We start from the raw sequence: 16,811 nt of genomic DNA, 5'->3' as shown, positions 1-16,811 counted from the left end.
CGGCGGCGGCGCGGGCCTCAGCGCCCACGCCGCCGCCAACTACGGTTCAATCGTGCTTGATCGAAACGGTCTTGAGCACGGTGAAGCCGTACAGCGCCTCGAAACCCTTTTCACGCCCGTGGCCGCTGGCCTTGACGCCGCCGAAGGGCAGCTCGATGCCGCCGCCCGCGCCGTAGTTGTTGATGAAGACCTGGCCGCTGCGCACTTTGCGCGACATGCGCAGGGCGCGCGAACCATCGCGAGTCCAGACACTGGCGACCAAGCCGTATTCGGTGGCGTTGGCAACCCGCACGGCGTCGGCCTCGTTGTCGAACGGCATGGCCGACAGCACTGGACCGAAGACTTCCTCCTGCGCCAGGCGGTGCTTGACCGGCACGTCGCGCAATAGCGTAGGGGCCTGATAGAAGCCGGTGTGCGGCGCCTCGGGTACCACGCTGCCGCGCGCCACGGTGGCGATGCCGTCGCGCTCGGCGTCGCGCAGAAAGCCTTGCACGCGCTCCTGCTGGGTCTTGCGGATCAGCGGGCCGCAATCCAGGTCCATCGCGGCCGGGCCGGTGCGCAGCGCGGCGAAGGCCTTGCCTACCTGGTCGAGCACCTGTTCGTAGGCGCTGCGCTCGATGAGCAGGCGACTGCCGGCCGAACAGGTCTGCCCGGCGTTCTGCACGATGGCATTGAGCACCACCGGCACCATGGCCTCCATGTCGGCGTCGGCGAACACGATCTGCGGCGACTTGCCGCCCAGCTCCATCGTGACCGGCACATGGCGTTCGGCCGCGGCCTGCGTCACCAGTACCCCCACGCGCGGCGAACCGGTGAAGGAGATGTGATCCACGCCGGCATGGCGTACCAGCATGTCGCCGGCCTCGTGGCCGTAGCCGGTGACGATGTTCAGCGCCCCCGGCGGAAAGCCCACTTCGGCGGCCAGCTCGGCCACACGCAAGAGCGACATGCAGGCGTCTTCGGCCGGCTTGACCACGCAGGCATTGCCCGCCGCCAGCGCGCCGCCCACGCTGCGGCCGAAGATCTGCATGGGGTAGTTCCAGGGCACGATGTGCCCGGTGACGCCGTGCGGTTCGCGCAGCGTCAGCACGGTATAGCCCTGGGCATAAGGTATGGTCTCGCCGGTCAGCTTGTCGGCCGCGCCGCCGTAGAACTCGAAATAGCGCGCCAGCGCCGTGGCGTCGGCGCGAGCCTGCTTGGTGGGCTTGCCGCAATCGCGCGACTCGATCTGCGCCAGTTCTTCGTGATGGTCCTGCACCTTCACGGCCAACTTGAGCAGCAATCGGCCGCGTTCGGCCGCCGAAAGCCTGCCCCAGGCGCCTTCGTCGTAGGCGCGCCGCGCGGCCTGCGCGGCCAGGTCGATGTCGGCGGCGTTGCCGCGCGCGATGCGATCGTATTCTTCGCCGGTGGAGGGATCGATGACGGGGATGGACTCGCCCGAAGCGCCGGCGGCGGCACGGTTATCGATGAAATGCGACTTCACTGTAGTCTCCTGTGTTCTGTCGGTGCGCGACCGAAGGGATCAGCATAAAACCAAATGCCGAAACGAACGCTGCCGAGCGCTACATCTGCACCGACAGCCCGCCGTCGACCACCAGCACGTGACCGTTGACGAAGGACGAAGCAGGCGAGGCCAGGAACACCGCCGCCGTGGCGATTTCCTCGGGACGCCCCCAGCGGCCCATAGGATTGCGCGCCCCAACGGCCGGGCCCACCTGGGGATCGGCTGCCATGGCCTCGTTGGTCTCGGTGACGAACGTGCCCGGCGCAATGGCATTGCTGGTAATGCCGTGCCTGGCATATTCCGTCGCCAGCGCACGCATCATGCCCGTGAGCCCTTGCTTGGCTGCCGGATACAGCGCATCGCCCGCACGCGTCACCTCGCCCAGCACCGAGGTGATGGTGATGAGCCGGCCGTACTGCTGCTTGAGCATGCGCTCGGCCGCCCGCTTGGAGAGCAGCATGCCGGCCACCAGATCCACGTCGATCAATTCGCGGATTTCGGCCACGGTGGCGTTGGCCAGCGTCTTGCGCAGGCGCATGCCCACGTTGTTGACAAGAATATCGAGCCGGCCGAACTCGGCATCGATGCGCGCGAACGCCGCCTCCGAGGCGTCATCGTCGGTCACGTCGAAGGGCAGGGCGGACGCCGCCAGGCCCTCGGCGCTCAGCGCCGCCACGGCCTCCTCGACCGCCTGCGACTGCCGGCCGTTGACGAGCACGTGCGCGCCGCAGCCGGCCAGCGCACGCGCCATGCACAGCCCCAGGCCGCGTGCCGAGCCCGTGATCAGTGCGACCTGACCTGCGAGGGAAAACTTGGAAAAAAAAGCAGTAGAGGCCGTCATCATGTCCACCAAGAAGCTGTTTGTTCGATCGGGCTTTGCAGCCGCCGGAAACAGCAAAGCCCCCGAGGGCGGGCCTGCGCAGAGGCCGCACCGGGGGCTTGCTATCGACCTACGATATCAAGAATCGGCTTTCTTCGCGGCCTTTTTAACAGCCTTCTTGGCCGCAGCTTTTTTCACCGCGGTTTTCTTGACCGCGGTCTTGGCAGCGGCTTTTTTCGCCGCGACGGGCGTCGTGGGCGTCTTCGCCGCGGTTTTGGCCGCCGTCTTGCGCGCGCCGGGCCGCTCGGGCCGCGGCTCGAACTCAAAGCCCACCTTGCCGTCCGGCTGACGCACCAGGAAGGCCTTGAACTTGCGGTTCGTGCGGCTGGACACGAAGCCGTCGAGCAGATCCGTGCGTCCTTGGGTCAGCAGCTTCTCCATCTGCTCGCGCGAGATCTCCTGCTGCAGAATCACCTTGCCCGACCGGAAGTCGCAGTGCTTTTCCGGCCCCACCGATTTCTCGCACACATAGCTCATGCCGTGCTCGAAGACCCTGGCGCCGCACTTGGGGCACGCGCCCACCGGCGTGTGGCCGGAGAAATCCACGGGCTCAGCGTCATCATCGTCGCTCTGACCGAAATCGAACTCCAGCTTGTCTTCGTCGCTAATGCGCAGAATGGCCGCGAAAGGCCGGCCCATCTTGCTGATGAAGCCTTGCAGCGGGCCGATCTCGCGCTTGGCCAGCAGTTCTTCCACCTCGGGCAGCTCGAACGTGCGCCCGCCTGGATGCTTGCCGATCGAGAAATCGCAATTCGTGCAGGCATAGCGGCGATAGTTTTCCTTGACCACGCCGCCGCATTTGGGACAGGGCGTCTGCAGGGTCGCATAATCGCCGGGCACGGTGTCGCGCTCGTATTCCTTGGCGCGCTTGACGATGATCTGCGTCATCTGCGCGATCTCGCGCATGAAGGCCTGGCGGTCCAGGCTGCCCTGTTCGATCTGCTTGAGCTTGTGCTCCCACTCGCCTGTCAGTTCGGGGGAAGTCAGCTCGCTCACGTCCAGGCCCGAGAGCAGCGTCATCAGCTGGCGCGCCTTGGCCGTGGGCACCAGGTCGCGGCCTTCGCGGCGCAGATAGGTTTCGTTGATCAGGCCTTCGATGATGGACGCGCGCGTGGCCGGCGTGCCCAGGCCGCGTTCGGACATGGCTTCGCGCAGCTCTTCGTCGTCCACCAGCTTGCCCGCGCCTTCCATGGCCGAAAGCAGCGTCGCTTCGTTGTAGCGCGCCGGCGGCTTGGTCGCCAGGCCCACGGCCTCGACGGTTTCGGTGCGCACCTTCTCGCCTTCGGCCACCGGCACCAGGTTCGCGTCTTCGCCTTGCGCCTCCTTGCCGTAGACGGCCAGCCAGCCCGGCGTGACCAGCACCTTGCCCTCGGTCTTGAACTGGTGCCCCTGCACCTGGGTAATGCGCGTCGTGACGCGGTACTCGGCCGCGGGAAAGAACACCGCAAGAAATCGCTTGAGGACCAGGTCGTAGAGCTTGGCCTCGGCTTCGCTCAGTTCGCGCGGCACCTGCAGCGTGGGGATGATGGCGAAGTGGTCCGACACCTTCTTGTTGTCGAAGATGCGGCGGTTGGGCTTGACCCACTGGTTCTTGACCACCGTGGCGGCGTGCTGCGACAGCCCGCCCACGGCGCGCGAATCGCCCTGCGCCAGCACCTGCATCGTCTGCTGCACTGTGGCGATGTAGTCCTCGGGCAGATAGCGCGAGTCGGTACGCGGATAGGTCAGCGCCTTGTGGCGCTCGTACAGCGTCTGCGCCAGGGCCAGCGTGGTCTTGGCCGAGAAGCCGAAGCGGCCGTTGGCCTCGCGCTGCAGCGAGGTCAGGTCGTAGAGCGCCGGCGACATCTGGGTCGACGGCTTGGACTCTTCGCTGGCCACGCCGGCCTGGCCGCGGCATGCGGCAACCACGCTCTGCGCGGCGGCAAGCGACCACAGGCGCGATTCGCGCTTTTCCGGATCGCGCTCGTCTTTCTTGAAGTCCGGATCGATCCAGCGGCCCTCGTACAGGCCGGCGGCGGCCACGAAGGTGCCGCGCACCTCCCAATAGTCGCGCGAGACGAACTTGCGGATGCGCTCTTCGCGCTCGGCCACGATGGCCAGCGTGGGCGTCTGCACGCGACCCACGGGCGTCTTGAAGAAGCCGCCGTCCTTGCTGTTGAAGGCCGTCATGGCACGCGTGCCGTTGATGCCCACCAGCCAGTCGGCCTCGGCGCGCGAGCGGGCGGCAGCTTCCAGAGGCTTCATCTGCACGTCATCGCGCAGGTTGTCGAAGGCATCGCGGATGGCGGCCTGCGTCATGGACTGCAGCCACAGGCGCTTGATGGGCTTTTTCACGCCCGCGTACTGGATGATGTAGCGAAAGATCAGTTCGCCCTCGCGCCCCGCGTCGCAGGCGTTGATGACGGCATCCACGTCCTTGCGCTTGGCCAGCTTGACCAGCAGCTTGAGCCGCTCGGTGGATCGCTTGTCGGCCGGGCCCAGGTCGAATTCGGGCGGGATCACCGGCAGGTGGGTGAAGCTCCACTTGCCCTTGACCGGATCGTTGGGCGCCACCAGGCCGAGCAGATGCCCGACGCTGGAGGACAGCACATATTGATCATTCTCGAAGTAGTCGCCCTCTCGCGTGAAGCCGCCCAGGGCGCGCGAGATATCCAGGGCCACCGAAGGTTTTTCGGCAATGATCAGGGTTTTTGTTGTCATGAGGGTTCCGGCTGGCGCAAAGCTGCCAATTAGCGCGGATGATAAGTGCGCGGCTTCGAGACGTGCAAGTAGCAGGGGTTCGACCCCATTATTGCAACAAGCCAAACCGCCCTGCCCAGCGGGCTGTGGCATCGGCCAGGAAAGCCGGCACGTCGGGAGCCTGCAGCGCCTCGAAACCCAGGCTGCGCCAGGCTGCGCCCAGAGCTGCCAGGGGTCTGGCGGTGTCCGCCGCCTGGGCATGATTCTGCTTGGACAATTTCATCCCGGTAGCCGGATCCACCACCAGCGGCACGTGCATCACACGCGGCAGCGGCAGATTCAGCAAGCGCCCCAGCACGCGCTGGCGCGCCGTGGAGCCCAGCAGGTCGGCGCCGCGCACCACGTCGGTCACGCCCTGATCGGCATCGTCGACCACGACGGCCAGCTGATAGGCCCACAGGCCATCGGCCCGTTTCAGAGCGAAGTCGCCCACTGCTAATGCCACGTCCTGCTCCTGCGGACCCAGCCAGCGGTCGTCAAAATGCTCGATGCCTGCATCGTCCGGCAACCGCACCCGCCAAGCCCGAGCCCGCCGGCCTGGCGCAAGGCCGTTGCGACAGGTACCGGGGTAAGGGCGCTCGCCATCGACCCCAGCGGCTACGGCCGTGCTTTGCGAATCCGCGATTTCCCGACGTGTGCAGCCACAGCCGTACACCAGGCCGCGCGCGGCCAGATCGTCGAACGCCCGCTGATAGAGATCGTCGCGCTGCGACTGCCAGACCACCTCGCCGTCCCAGAGCAGGCCAAGCGCGCGCAATTGGTTCAGGATAAATGTGTCGGCTCCCGCCACCGTGCGCGGCGCATCGACGTCTTCGATGCGCACCAGCCAGCGGCCCGCATGCGCGCGGGCGTCCAGCCAGCTGGCCAGCGCGGCCGCCAGCGAGCCGGCATGCAAGGGTCCGCTAGGACTGGGGGCGAAACGACCTGTGTACAACGGCGCCGCTCAATGCAGACGGCGGCCGCCTTCGTCTTCGAGCAACTCGTCCAGGACGAGGTTGTCGATCTCGGCTTCCTGGCTCCACAGCACCATCAGGGCGATGATCTTGGTGCACGACAGAGGCACCGGCGCCTCGGGAGCGGCCAGGGCGCGATCGATGACGATTTCGCGCAGGGGCGCGGGCAAGATGCCCGCCGCTTCCAGGAAGGTGATGAAGCCGATGGATTCGGTGCCCAGTTGGCGATACTCGGACTCGGCGTAGATGCGCACCCCGGAACTGGGTACCTGGGCCAGCTCGACGCAGCGCTCCGTGGTTTCGGCCAGGCCATAGAGCCAGCCGAGGGCATCGTCGATGTCGTCGTGCTCGAACCCTGCCGCAGCGAGCCGCTTGGCCAGCACATCGGCCGCGGGGCAAGCCTGGGGGGTGTAGTAGTTCTCGAACAGGTATACCAGAATGTCGTACATATAAGTGCAGGTGCCTGTTTGGAGCCCATTTGCACAGTCGGCCCGCTCATCGGCAAACCAGCAAATGTGATTTTACTCTACGCCGATTCCCCCCCTGCGGCAACACGAGAAGGCCCTCCCGTCAGAGGGAAAACCTGCCGGGCCGTGTCGTAAAAGCGACATCTCGCGGATGGCCCCATGGGTGCTAAAGTTCTGGTTTTCCCTGCCACGTTTCTTCCTACAAGGAACCGCCATGCAATTCAGCCAGTTCAACGTCAACGCCCTGATGGAAATCACCTCGCGCCCCGAGTTGGTGTTCGTGCGAGGCGAGGGCTCCTGGCTGGAAGACCATAGCGGCAAGCGATACCTGGATTTCATCCAGGGCTGGGCGGTCAACACCCTGGGCCATTGCGCGCCCGAAATGCGCGCGGCCATCATCGAACAGTCCGGCAAGCTCATGAACCCCTCGCCGGCGTTCTACAACGAACCGTCCATCGCGTTGGCAGAGCGCCTGACCGCAAGCTCGGTGTTCGACCGCGTGTTCTTCGCCAACAGCGGTGCCGAGGCCAACGAAGGCGCGATCAAGCTCGCGCGCAAATGGGGCAAGGTCAACAAAAACGGCGCCTACAAGATCATCACCATGGACCACGGCTTTCACGGCCGCACCCTCGCCACCATGTCGGCGTCGGGCAAGCCGGGCTGGGACACGATGTTCGCGCCGCAGGTGCCGGGCTTTCCCAAGGCCGACCTGAACGACCTGGAATCGGTCAAGCGCCTCATCGACAAAGAGACCGTGGCCATCATGCTCGAGCCCGTGCAGGGCGAGGCCGGCGTCTACCCCGCCACGCAGGCGTTCATGCAGGGCCTGCGCCAGCTGGCCGACGAGAACCAGCTGCTGCTCATCGTCGACGAAGTGCAGACCGGCATGGGTCGCACCGGCACGCTCTTCGCCTATCAGCAATACGGCATCACGCCCGACATCATGACGCTGGCCAAGGGCATCGGCGGCGGCGTGCCGCTGGCCGCGCTGCTGGCCCGCCAGGACGTCTGCGTTTTCTCCCACGGCGACCAGGGCGGCACCTACAACGGCAACCCGCTCATGGCCGCCGTCGGCATCGCCGTGTTCGACAAGCTCGCCTCGCCCGGCTTCATGGAAAGCGTAAACGCCCGCGCCAAACAGCTCTCCGAAGGCCTGCTGGCGCTCTCGGCCAAATGGGGCTTCCAGGGCGAACGCGGCATGGGCCTGCTGCGCGCCCTGCAAATGGACGCCGACATCGGTCCGGCCATCGTCAACGCCGCGCGCGACCTGGCGCCGCAAGGCCTGCTGCTCAATGCCCCGCGCGCCAGTTCGCTGCGCTTCATGCCGGCGCTGAACGTGAGCGAGGCCGAGACCCGGCAGATGCTGGAGATGCTCGACGGCGTGATCGCGAAGCTGCGCAAGTAAGCGCTGGCAGAGCAAGACATAACGGCTGCCTGGGCAGCCGTTATCGCTTTGGAACGCGGTCGAGCCGGCATGCGCGTCACGATTCCTGAAACAAGTGCGCGCACATGAAATCGACGAAGACGCGCAGCTTGGACGACAACTGCCGGCTCGACGGCCACAGAATCGAAAACTGGCCGGGCGCGATCGCGCAGTCGCTCAATACCGGGACGAGCGTGCCGCCGGCCAGCGCATCGCAGGCCAGGAAATCCGGCATGAAGCCTATTCCAAAGCCGGCGATCACCGCGCCCCGAAGCGCCTCCATATTGTTGCAAGTCATGGCGGCCCGCAGGTTCGGCGGTTCGCCGCCGTCCGGCGCCAGCGTCCATGGCTGCAGCTTTCCCGTAGTCGGAAACCGATAACGCACGCAGCCATGGCCGGCAAGTTCCGCAAGCGTGCGCGGCAATCCGGCGCGCGCCGCATAGCCTGGCGATGCACACAGCACGAAACGAAAGGGGCCGAGCCGGCGCGACATCAAGCTCGAGTCGGACAGCGTGCCGCTGCGGATTACGGCGTCGAAGCCGCCTTCGACGACATCGACAAGCCGGTCGTTGAAATCGAGGTCGAGCTCGATGTCCGGGTATTGCGCATTGAACGCCGGCAGCACCGGCAGCAAAAAGCGGTAGCCGATCACGGGCAGGCTCACACGCAAGCGGCCGCGCGGCGTCTGCGCGGCTTTCGACAGCATCGCCTGCGCATCACGCAGTTCTTCGAGAATCCGGTGGCAACGCTCGTGAAAGTGCCTGCCTTCCTCGGTGAGGGTCACACGGCGCGTGGTGCGATGAAACAGCCTCACGCCGAGCGAACGCTCGAGCTTTGCGATCGCCTTGCCGATTGCCGACGCCGAGATACCGAGCTTGTTTCCGGCCGCGACAAAACTGAGCGTTTCCGCCGTGCGCACGAAAGCGACTATGCCGTTCAGATTGTCCATATCAACCCTCGCCGACGCCGCATATATTGCAGAATTAGATTCCTTAATATACGGAATTCAACCCTGTTTTTCCTTTATTAGATCCAAATTATCCTCCATTCCTCGATTCGCGCATTGCATCGCAATGCCTCGGCATTTCAGAAGGAATGAAGATGGATCCCACGAAACACGCTCCCGATTCCAGCGGCCGGCTCGTCGTGCTCGCGGCTGTCTGCATGGCAGCGCTCGCGCTGCCGCTGTCGTTCTCCGTGGGCGCTGTCGCGACACCCGCGATCAGCGACAGCCTCGGCGGCAGTCCGGCCGCCATGACCTGGATCACCAATGCATTCATGCTTGCGTTCGGCAGCCTGCTGATGGCGGCGGGTACGCTCGCCGACCGGTTTGGCCGCAAGCGCCTGTTCGCGTGCGGCGTCGCAGGCTTCACCTTGAGTTCACTTGCGCTCGGCTTCGCGCCGTCGATCACCGTCGTCGACATGCTGCGCGCGGCGCAAGGCATCGCGGCAGCAGCGGCGCTTGCCGGCGGCACCGCCGCGCTGGCGCAGGAATTCGAAGGCGCAGCGCAGACCCGGGCATTCAGCGCGCTGGGAACGACCTTCGGCGTCGGTCTCGCTTTCGGACCCGTGCTCGCCGGCTGGCTGATCACGCAGCTCGGCTGGCGCGCGATTTTCGCCGCGAGCGCGCTCGCGGGCGTCCTGTCGCTCGGGCTCGGCATGCCGCGGATGCGGGAGTCGCGCAATCCGCACGCTGGCAAACTGGACTGGCCGGGGCTGGCGGCATTCACGATCGCGCTCGCGTGCTTCACGTGCGGCGTGATCGAAGCCCCGTCGCGCGGATGGGGGTCCGCTGCCGTCGTCGGTTTGCTGGCGATATCCGTCCTTGCTTCGGTGGCCTTCGCCTCGATCGAGGTCCGCGCCGCGCAGCCGATGCTGGACTTGTCGCTGTTTCGCTATCCGCGCTTTATCGGCGTGCAGGTGCTGCCGATCGCGACCTGCTACTGCTACATCGTGCTCCTGGTCGTGCTGCCGCTACGCTTCATCGGCATCGACGGCTACGACGCGATGCATGCGGGATGGCTGATGCTGGCGTTGTCCGCACCCATGCTGGTCGTACCCTTTGCCGCAGCGGCGCTTACCCGCTGGATGTCGGCGGGCACGATTTCAGGGATCGGACTGGTCATTGCCGCCGCGGGACTGCACGCCCTGGACGGCGCGCTGCGCAACAGCATGTCTCTTGCCACGCTCGGGTCCATGGTCACGATCGGCATCGGCGCAGGCTTGCCCTGGGGGCTGATGGATGGCCTGTCGGTGAGCGTGGTGCCCAAGTCGCGCGCGGGAATGGCGACAGGAATCTTCAGCACGACGCGGGTCGCGGGCGAAGGGGTCGCGCTTGCCATTGCCAGCGCGATGCTTGCCGCATTCATGCAGGCAGATCTGCAGGCCGCGGCCCCCCAGGCTCAAACGGCGGCAATCGCCCGCGCCGCGGCTCGGCTCACGGTCGGCGACCTCGCGCATGCGGCGGCGCTGCTGCCGGAGATCTCACCCGCGGCGTTGCGAGCCAGCTATCACACGGCGTTCAGCCATTTGCTGGACATACTCACCGTGGTCACGCTGCTCTGCGCGCTTGCGGCATTCGCTTTTCTGAGCCGAGTCCGCACGCAAGAAGCGGAAGACGCGAAGCCGGGTGACGCAAATGTCGCCCTGCCTTAGGTCAGTGCAAGGACCGCAGTCTTCGCAGCTCCGGAAACCACCCCATCCACAGCCCCGCGACCGCGATGGTGCCGATGCCGCCCAGCACCGCGGCGGGCACCGTGCCCATCAAAGCCGCGGTCACGCCCGATTCGAATTCGCCCAGCTGGTTGGACGTGCCGATGAACAGCGTATTGACGGCGCTGACGCGGCCCAGCATGTCGTCGGGCGTATGCAGCGGTACCAGGGAGCCGCGCACCACCATGCTCACCGAGTCCGCCGCGCCCAGCACGGCCAGCGAGACCAGGGACAGGGGAATCGACCTCGACAAGCCGAAGACCACCGTGGCCAGGCCGAAGACGAACAGGGCCGCGAACAGCTGCATGCCGATGGCGCCGCGCAGGCCGCGGCGCGTCAGCACAAGGGACATGAGGATAGCGCCGCAGGCCGGTGCGGCCCGTAGCAGTCCCAGGGCCCACGGGCCGGCGTGCAGGATATCTTTGGCATAGACCGGCAGCAGCGCCGTGGCGCCGCCCAGCAGCACGCAGAACAGGTCCAGCGACAGCGTGCCCAGCAGAATGCGTCGCTGAAAGATGAACCGGATACCGGCGAACAGCGAGGCCAGCGTCACGGGCTCTTTGCGCGCGGGCTGGCGCGGCACGGCCACAGTCGCGATACCGGCGCATGCCACGATGAACAACAGCGCTGCGGCGCAGTACACCCAGCCCGCGCCCAGTCCGTAACCCACGCCGCCCAGCGCCGGCCCCAGTATCTGCGCGGCCTTGTTGGCCGAGGTGGACATGGCCGTGGCGCGCGGAATGGCCGGGCGCGGCACCAGGGCGGGCAGCAAGGCCGGCAGCGTCGGGGCCTCGAAGGCGCGCGCCGCGCTCATCAGTATCACGATGCCGTAGAGCAGCGGCACGCTGCCCGCGCCGGCCAGGCTCGATACCGCCAGCGCCGCGGCGCAGAGCGCCTCCAGCGCCATGCAGACCGCCACGATGAGACGGCGGTCATAGCGGTCGGCGGCGTGGCCCACGAAGAGCGTGAGCGCCACCATGGGCAGGAACTGCGCCAGGCCGATCAGGCCCAGGTCCAGCGGATTGCCCGTCATGGCGTAGATCTGCCAGCCCAGCGCGACGGAGACGATCTGGTAGGCGAAGGAAGAGCCCATGCGGGCCAGCAGAAAATGCCGGAACGCCGCGGGCATCGGACCCGGTGCGTCGTCGTCGGGCCCGACCTTGGAAACAGCCATGAAGTCGCTCGGGAAAGGCGCGTTCGGCGCCGAGGACCCCTATTCTACTTTTCGGCTGCGTCGTCGATCGCGGCCAGTTCGGCGCCTTCGGTCACCTGGTCGCCTACGGCGTAGAAAATCTCGCGCACCGTGCCGTCGGCGGGCGCGGCAATGGTGTGCTCCATCTTCATGGCTTCCATGACCAGCAGGGCCTGGCCCTTCTTGACCGCGTCGCCGGCCTGGACCGAAATAGCAACGATCTTGCCGGGCATGGGCGCGGCCAGCCCGCCGGCATGGCCTTGTTCGTCGTCGCCCGCGTGGGCCATGGCATCGTGGCGCTCGAGCACGTAGGTGTTGCCGTCCATGAAGACGTGCACATGCTCGCCCTGCGTGACGACGGTGCCGCCCAGCTCGCGGCCGGCCAGCGTCACGCGCACGGCCAGGCCGGACGCGCCCGCGGCCGCCTGCGTCTGCCAGGCATAGACCTGCAGGCCCGCGCCGCAATCGATCTGCCAGTTGGTACCCTGCCGCACGAGCGAGACTTGACGGGGCGCGGCGTCGATCAGCCATTCGATCGGCAGCATGTAGGCGCCGTTGCCCAGGCGCCAGCCGTCATTGGCGAGCCAGGGGTCGGCAGGCGCGGCGTTGGCCACCACCGCGGCGGCGCGAGAAGCCGACAGGCCCAACCCGGCCAGCACCGCCGCGCAGGCCAGCGCCAGCACGTCGCCGCCGATCTCGGCGGGCGGCGGCAGCAGCGTGGCACGGCGGCGTTCGATCAGGCCAGTGTCCAGATCGGCCGCGGCAAAGGCCGCGTCGCGCATGAGGCGGCCCAGGAAGGCCACATTGGTCTGCACGCCCACCACGCGCGTCTCGGCCAAGGCCTGCAGCATGCGGCGGCGCGCCTGGTCGCGGTCGGCGCCGTGCACGATGAGCTTGGCCACCATGGGGTCGTAGAACGGCGTGATGGCATCGCCCATGCGCACGCCGCCGTCCACCCGCACGGCAGCGTTGGCAAAGGCCGTGTGCGGCGGAAATTCCAGATACGACAAAGTGCCGATGGACGGCAGGAAGCCTGTGTCGGGATTCTCGGCGTACAGGCGCACCTCGATGGCATGGCCGGCTATGCGCAAGTCTTCCTGGCGCAGCGGCAGCGGTTCGCCGGCTGCCACGCGCAATTGCCACTCCACCAGATCCAGCCCGGTGATCATCTCGGTGACCGGATGCTCGACCTGCAGTCGGGTGTTCATTTCCATGAAGTAGAAGCGGCCGTCGGGCTCGGCGATGAACTCCACCGTGCCGGCGCCCACATAGCCCACGGCCTGGGCAGCGGCCACGGCGGCCTCGCCCATGGCCTTGCGGCGCTCGGGCGTCATGCCGGGGGCGGGCGCTTCTTCGATCACTTTCTGATGGCGGCGCTGCACCGAGCAGTCGCGCTCGAACAGATAGACGCAGTTGCCGTGCTTGTCGGCGAACACCTGGATCTCGATGTGGCGCGGCTTTTGCAGATAGCGCTCGATGAGCACGCGGTCGTCGCCGAAGCTGGACTTGGCTTCGCGCTGGCAGGAGGCCAGGGCCTCGATGAACGCATCGGAAGACTCGACCACGCGCATGCCCTTGCCGCCGCCGCCCGCGCTGGCCTTGATGAGCACGGGGTAGCCGATTCTGTCGGCCTGCGACTTGAGAAACTGCGGGTCTTGATTGTCGCCGTGGTAGCCGGGCACCAGCGGCACGCCGGCCTTTTCCATCAGCGACTTGGCGGCCGATTTGCTGCCCAGGGCGGCAATGGCCGCGGCCGGCGGGCCGACGAAAGCAATGCCGGCCTTTTCCGCGGCCAGCGCGAATTCTTCGTTCTCGGACAGGAAGCCATAGCCCGGATGGATGGCCTGCGCCCCCGTGTCCTTGGCAGCCTGCAGGATGACCTGGGCGCGCAGATAGCTGGCGCGCGGCTCGGGGCCGCCGATATGGATGGCCGTATCGCAGGCGGCGACGTGCTTGGCCTGCGCGTCGGCATCGGAATACACCGCCACCGTGCGTATGCCCAGCTTGCGGGCGGTGGCGGCGACGCGGCAGGCGATTTCGCCGCGATTGGCGATCAACAGGGTGCTGAACATTTTTTTCTCACCTCTTCTACATGCGGAACACGCCGAAGCGCGAGTCTTCGATCGGCGCGTTGAGCGCGGCCGACAGCGCCAGGCCCAGCACGCGGCGCGTGTCCGACGGCACGATGATGCCGTCGTCCCACAGGCGCGCCGTGGCATAGTAGGGGTGGCCTTCGCGTTCGTACTGCGCGCGGATGGGCGCCTTGAAGGCTTCTTCTTCGTCGCCCGACCACTGTCCGCCCTTGGCCTCGATGCCTTCGCGGCGCACGGTGGCCAGCACGCTGGCCGCCTGCTCGCCGCCCATCACCGAGATGCGCGCGTTGGGCCACATGAACAGCATGCGCGGCGAGAAGCCCCGGCCGCACATGCCGTAATTGCCCGCGCCGAACGAACCGCCGATGAGCACGGTGAACTTGGGCACGGCCGCGGTGGCCACGGCCGTCACCATTTTGGCGCCGTGGCGCGCAATGCCTTCGTTCTCGTATTTGCGACCCACCATGAAGCCGGTGATGTTCTGCAGGAACACGAGCGGGATCTTGCGCTGCGCGCACAGCTCGATGAAGTGCGCGCCCTTCTGCGCCGATTCGGAAAACAAAATGCCGTTGTTGGCGACGATGCCCACCGGCATGCCGTGGATATGGGCAAAGCCCGTGACGAGCGTGGTGCCGTAGCGCGCCTTGAATTCGTCGAACTCGGAACCGTCGACGACGCGCGCGATGATCTCGCGCACGTCGAAAGGCTTGCGCGTATCGGCGGGAATGATGCCGTTGAGCTCGGCCGGGTCGTACAGCGGTTCGCGCACGGGCGTAAGCGCCAGCGGCTGCGGCTTCTTGCGGTTCAGCCGCGCCACGGCCTGGCGCGCCAGCTGCAGGGCGTGCATGTCATTGGCGGCCAGGTGATCGACCACACCCGACAGACGCGTGTGCACATCGCCGCCGCCCAGGTCCTCGGCGCTGACGACCTCGCCCGTGGCCGCCTTCACCAGCGGCGGACCGCCCAGGAAGATGGTGCCCTGGTTGCGCACGATGATGGACTCGTCGCTCATCGCCGGCACATACGCGCCGCCTGCCGTGCACGAGCCCATGACCACCGCGATCTGCGCGATGCCCATCGACGACATGACGGCCTGGTTGTAGAAGATGCGGCCGAAGTGGTCACGGTCGGGAAAGACCTCGTCCTGGCGCGGCAGGTTGGCACCGCCCGAATCGACCAGATAGACGCAGGGCAGACGGTTCTGCTGCGCGATTTCCTGCGCACGCAGGTGCTTCTTCACCGTCATCGGGTAATACGTGCCACCCTTGACGGTGGCGTCGTTGCAGACGATGACGCACTCGGTGCCTTCGATGCGACCGATGCCGGTGATGATGCCGGCGCCGGGCGCTTCGTCGTCATACATGCCGTGCGCGGCCAGCGGCGAGAGCTCCAGAAAGGGGCTGCCCGGATCGATCAGCCGCTCGACGCGGTCGCGCGGCAAAAGCTTGCCGCGGGCCACGTGCTTGGCACGGGCGGCATCGGTGCCGCCCTTGGCCGTCCTGGCCGTGACAGAGGCCAGATCGTCGATCTGGGTCTGCATGGCCCGGGCGTTGTCGGTGAAATCCTGCGACCGCGCATTGACGCGGGAATCGATGGTGGGCATGCACGACCCCGAAAAAGTTGTCTCGAAAACAGCGATGCGGCGTCAGACCATTTCGATGGCCATGGCCACCGCTTCGCCGCCGCCGATGCACAGCGTGGCCACGCCGCGCTTGCCGCCGGTCTTCTTGAGCGCGCCGATCAGTGTCACCAGCAAGCGCGCGCCCGAGGCGCCGATGGGGTGACCCAGGGCCGTCGCGCCGCCGTGCATATTGACCTTGGCATGCGGCAGATCGAACTCCTTCATGGCGGCCATGGTCACCACGGCAAAGGCTTCGTTGATCTCGTACAGATCCACGTCCGCGGCCTTCCAGCCCGTCTTCTTGAACAGGTTCTGCATCGCGCCGACCGGCGCAGTGGTGAACCAGTTCGGTTCCTGCGCGTGCTGCGCATGGGCGACCACGCGGGCGATGGGCGTGCAGCCAAGCTTGGCGGCGGTAGAGGCGCGCATCATCACCAGCGCGGCCGCGCCGTCGGAGATCGACGAGGCATTGGCGGCCGTGATGGTGCCGTCCTTCTTGAACGCGGGCTTGAGCGTGGGAATCTTCTCGGGCGACGCCTTGGTCGGCGCTTCGTCGGTATCGATCACGGTGTCGCCCTTGCGGCCGGCCACGGTGACGGGCGCGATTTCCCACTTGAAGCTGCCATCCTCGGTCGCGGCGCGCGCGCGGCGCAACGATTCGATCGAGAAGGCATCCTGCTCTTCGCGCGTGAAGTGGTACTTGGCGGCGCAGTCTTCGGCAAAAACGCCCATGGCGGTGCCGCGCTGGTAGGCGTCTTCCAGGCCGTCCAGCGCCATGTGGTCGTATACGGTACTGTGTCCGTAGCGGTAGCCCTGGCGGCCCTTGAGCATCAGGTAGGGCGCGTTGCTCATGCTTTCCTGGCCGCCGGCCACCACGACCTCGGCCGAGCCGACTGCAAGCAGATCGTGGCCGAACATGGCGGCCTTCAGGCCCGAGCCGCACACCTTATGGATGGTGGTGCAGGCCACGCGCTTGTCCAGGCCGGCGTTGAGTGCGGCCTGGCGCGCCGGCGCCTGGCCCTGACCGGCCTGCAGCACGTTGCCCATGATGACTTCGTCGATCTGGTCGGGCGCAATGCCGGCGCGCTCGACGGCAGCCTTGATGGCGACGGAGCCCAGCTGGTGCGCGGCCAGGCCGGACAGGCTGCCCAGCATGCCGCCCATGGGCGTGCGGGCGACGGAAACGATGACGATGGGGTCGGACATGATGTAGCTCCTCGCTCTGAC

At 66.7% G+C, this 16,811-nt stretch carries 12 protein-coding genes; 2 read left to right on the top strand and 10 right to left on the bottom strand.

What is annotated here, in order from left to right:
• Positions 1 to 46: 46 nt before the first annotated feature.
• The 5 genes from ACTHJ1_RS15620 to ACTHJ1_RS15600 all read right to left on the bottom strand — a co-directional run bounded on the left by ACTHJ1_RS15620 (position 47) and on the right by ACTHJ1_RS15600 (position 6,525).
• Positions 47 to 1,483, bottom strand: coding sequence for an aldehyde dehydrogenase family protein (locus ACTHJ1_RS15620; RefSeq protein WP_440194076.1), 1,437 nt, complete (start codon positions 1,481 to 1,483; stop codon positions 47 to 49).
• Positions 1,484 to 1,562: 79 nt separating this feature from the next.
• The gene (locus ACTHJ1_RS15615) at positions 1,563 to 2,348 is read right to left on the bottom strand and encodes an SDR family oxidoreductase (protein WP_440194073.1); all 786 of its coding nucleotides are present in this window, start codon (positions 2,346 to 2,348) and stop codon (positions 1,563 to 1,565) included.
• Positions 2,349 to 2,462: 114 nt separating this feature from the next.
• Positions 2,463 to 5,084: a DNA topoisomerase III gene (locus ACTHJ1_RS15610; protein ID WP_440194070.1), complete on the bottom strand. Its 2,622-nt coding sequence runs from the start codon at positions 5,082 to 5,084 to the stop codon at positions 2,463 to 2,465.
• Positions 5,085 to 5,172: 88 nt separating this feature from the next.
• Positions 5,173 to 6,057 (bottom strand): tRNA glutamyl-Q(34) synthetase GluQRS, encoded by an 885-nt coding sequence (gene gluQRS, locus ACTHJ1_RS15605; RefSeq protein WP_440194067.1) that lies wholly within the window; start codon positions 6,055 to 6,057, stop codon positions 5,173 to 5,175.
• Positions 6,058 to 6,066: 9 nt separating this feature from the next.
• Entirely contained in the window at positions 6,067 to 6,525 is a 459-nt protein-coding gene (locus ACTHJ1_RS15600) for a DUF494 family protein (RefSeq protein ID WP_440194064.1), read from the bottom strand.
• A 232-nt stretch (positions 6,526 to 6,757) separates the two neighbouring features.
• On the opposite strand from ACTHJ1_RS15600, the gene ACTHJ1_RS15595 reads away from it, so the two are divergent.
• Positions 6,758 to 7,948 carry an acetylornithine transaminase gene (locus ACTHJ1_RS15595; protein ID WP_440194061.1) on the top strand — a complete coding sequence of 397 codons (1,191 nt, stop codon included), beginning with the start codon at positions 6,758 to 6,760 and terminating at the stop codon, positions 7,946 to 7,948.
• Positions 7,949 to 8,024: 76 nt separating this feature from the next.
• Here ACTHJ1_RS15595 and ACTHJ1_RS15590 read toward each other — a convergent pair whose 3' ends face one another.
• Positions 8,025 to 8,915 carry a LysR family transcriptional regulator gene (locus ACTHJ1_RS15590; protein WP_440194058.1) on the bottom strand — a complete coding sequence of 297 codons (891 nt, stop codon included), beginning with the start codon at positions 8,913 to 8,915 and terminating at the stop codon, positions 8,025 to 8,027.
• A 152-nt stretch (positions 8,916 to 9,067) separates the two neighbouring features.
• On the opposite strand from ACTHJ1_RS15590, the gene ACTHJ1_RS15585 reads away from it, so the two are divergent.
• Entirely contained in the window at positions 9,068 to 10,621 is a 1,554-nt protein-coding gene (locus ACTHJ1_RS15585; protein WP_440194055.1) for an MFS transporter, read from the top strand.
• A gap of 1 nt (position 10,622) precedes the next feature.
• Here the strand turns inward: ACTHJ1_RS15585 and ACTHJ1_RS15580 are convergent, their stop codons facing one another.
• Genes ACTHJ1_RS15580 through ACTHJ1_RS15565 form a run of 4 tightly spaced genes read right to left on the bottom strand, consistent with a single transcriptional unit; the run spans position 10,623 to position 16,790 of the window.
• Complete coding sequence (locus tag ACTHJ1_RS15580; RefSeq protein WP_440194052.1) at positions 10,623 to 11,852, bottom strand: MFS transporter; 1,230 nt, start codon at positions 11,850 to 11,852, stop codon at positions 10,623 to 10,625.
• A 44-nt stretch (positions 11,853 to 11,896) separates the two neighbouring features.
• Complete coding sequence (locus ACTHJ1_RS15575; RefSeq protein WP_440194049.1) at positions 11,897 to 13,942, bottom strand: acetyl/propionyl/methylcrotonyl-CoA carboxylase subunit alpha; 2,046 nt, start codon at positions 13,940 to 13,942, stop codon at positions 11,897 to 11,899.
• A gap of 16 nt (positions 13,943 to 13,958) precedes the next feature.
• Entirely contained in the window at positions 13,959 to 15,566 is a 1,608-nt protein-coding gene (locus ACTHJ1_RS15570; protein WP_440194046.1) for a carboxyl transferase domain-containing protein, read from the bottom strand.
• Between the two features lie 42 nt (positions 15,567 to 15,608).
• The gene (locus ACTHJ1_RS15565; RefSeq protein WP_440194043.1) at positions 15,609 to 16,790 is read right to left on the bottom strand and encodes an acetyl-CoA C-acyltransferase; all 1,182 of its coding nucleotides are present in this window, start codon (positions 16,788 to 16,790) and stop codon (positions 15,609 to 15,611) included.
• Positions 16,791 to 16,811: the final 21 nt, after the last annotated feature.

It is taken from the genome of Bordetella sp., assembly GCF_051960075.1.
Classification (GTDB): domain Bacteria; phylum Pseudomonadota; class Gammaproteobacteria; order Burkholderiales; family Burkholderiaceae_B; genus Bordetella.
This window is presented reverse-complemented; position numbering and strand designations above follow the sequence as displayed.

Excerpts from the sequence above, each read along its gene's own strand:
- ACTHJ1_RS15575 (WP_440194049.1), bottom strand. The coding sequence starts at position 13,942 with ATGTTCAGCACCCTGTTGATCGCCAATCGCGGCGAAATCGCCTGCCGC.
- ACTHJ1_RS15610 (WP_440194070.1), bottom strand. The coding sequence starts at position 5,084 with ATGACAACAAAAACCCTGATCATTGCCGAAAAACCTTCGGTGGCCCTG.
- ACTHJ1_RS15565 (WP_440194043.1), bottom strand. The coding sequence starts at position 16,790 with ATGTCCGACCCCATCGTCATCGTTTCCGTCGCCCGCACGCCCATGGGC.
- ACTHJ1_RS15580 (WP_440194052.1), bottom strand. The coding sequence starts at position 11,852 with ATGGCTGTTTCCAAGGTCGGGCCCGACGACGACGCACCGGGTCCGATG.
- ACTHJ1_RS15600 (WP_440194064.1), bottom strand. The coding sequence starts at position 6,525 with ATGTACGACATTCTGGTATACCTGTTCGAGAACTACTACACCCCCCAG.
- ACTHJ1_RS15570 (WP_440194046.1), bottom strand. The coding sequence starts at position 15,566 with ATGCCCACCATCGATTCCCGCGTCAATGCGCGGTCGCAGGATTTCACC.
- ACTHJ1_RS15615 (WP_440194073.1), bottom strand. The coding sequence starts at position 2,348 with ATGATGACGGCCTCTACTGCTTTTTTTTCCAAGTTTTCCCTCGCAGGT.
- ACTHJ1_RS15585 (WP_440194055.1), top strand. The coding sequence starts at position 9,068 with ATGGATCCCACGAAACACGCTCCCGATTCCAGCGGCCGGCTCGTCGTG.
- ACTHJ1_RS15595 (WP_440194061.1), top strand. The coding sequence starts at position 6,758 with ATGCAATTCAGCCAGTTCAACGTCAACGCCCTGATGGAAATCACCTCG.
- ACTHJ1_RS15590 (WP_440194058.1), bottom strand. The coding sequence starts at position 8,915 with ATGGACAATCTGAACGGCATAGTCGCTTTCGTGCGCACGGCGGAAACG.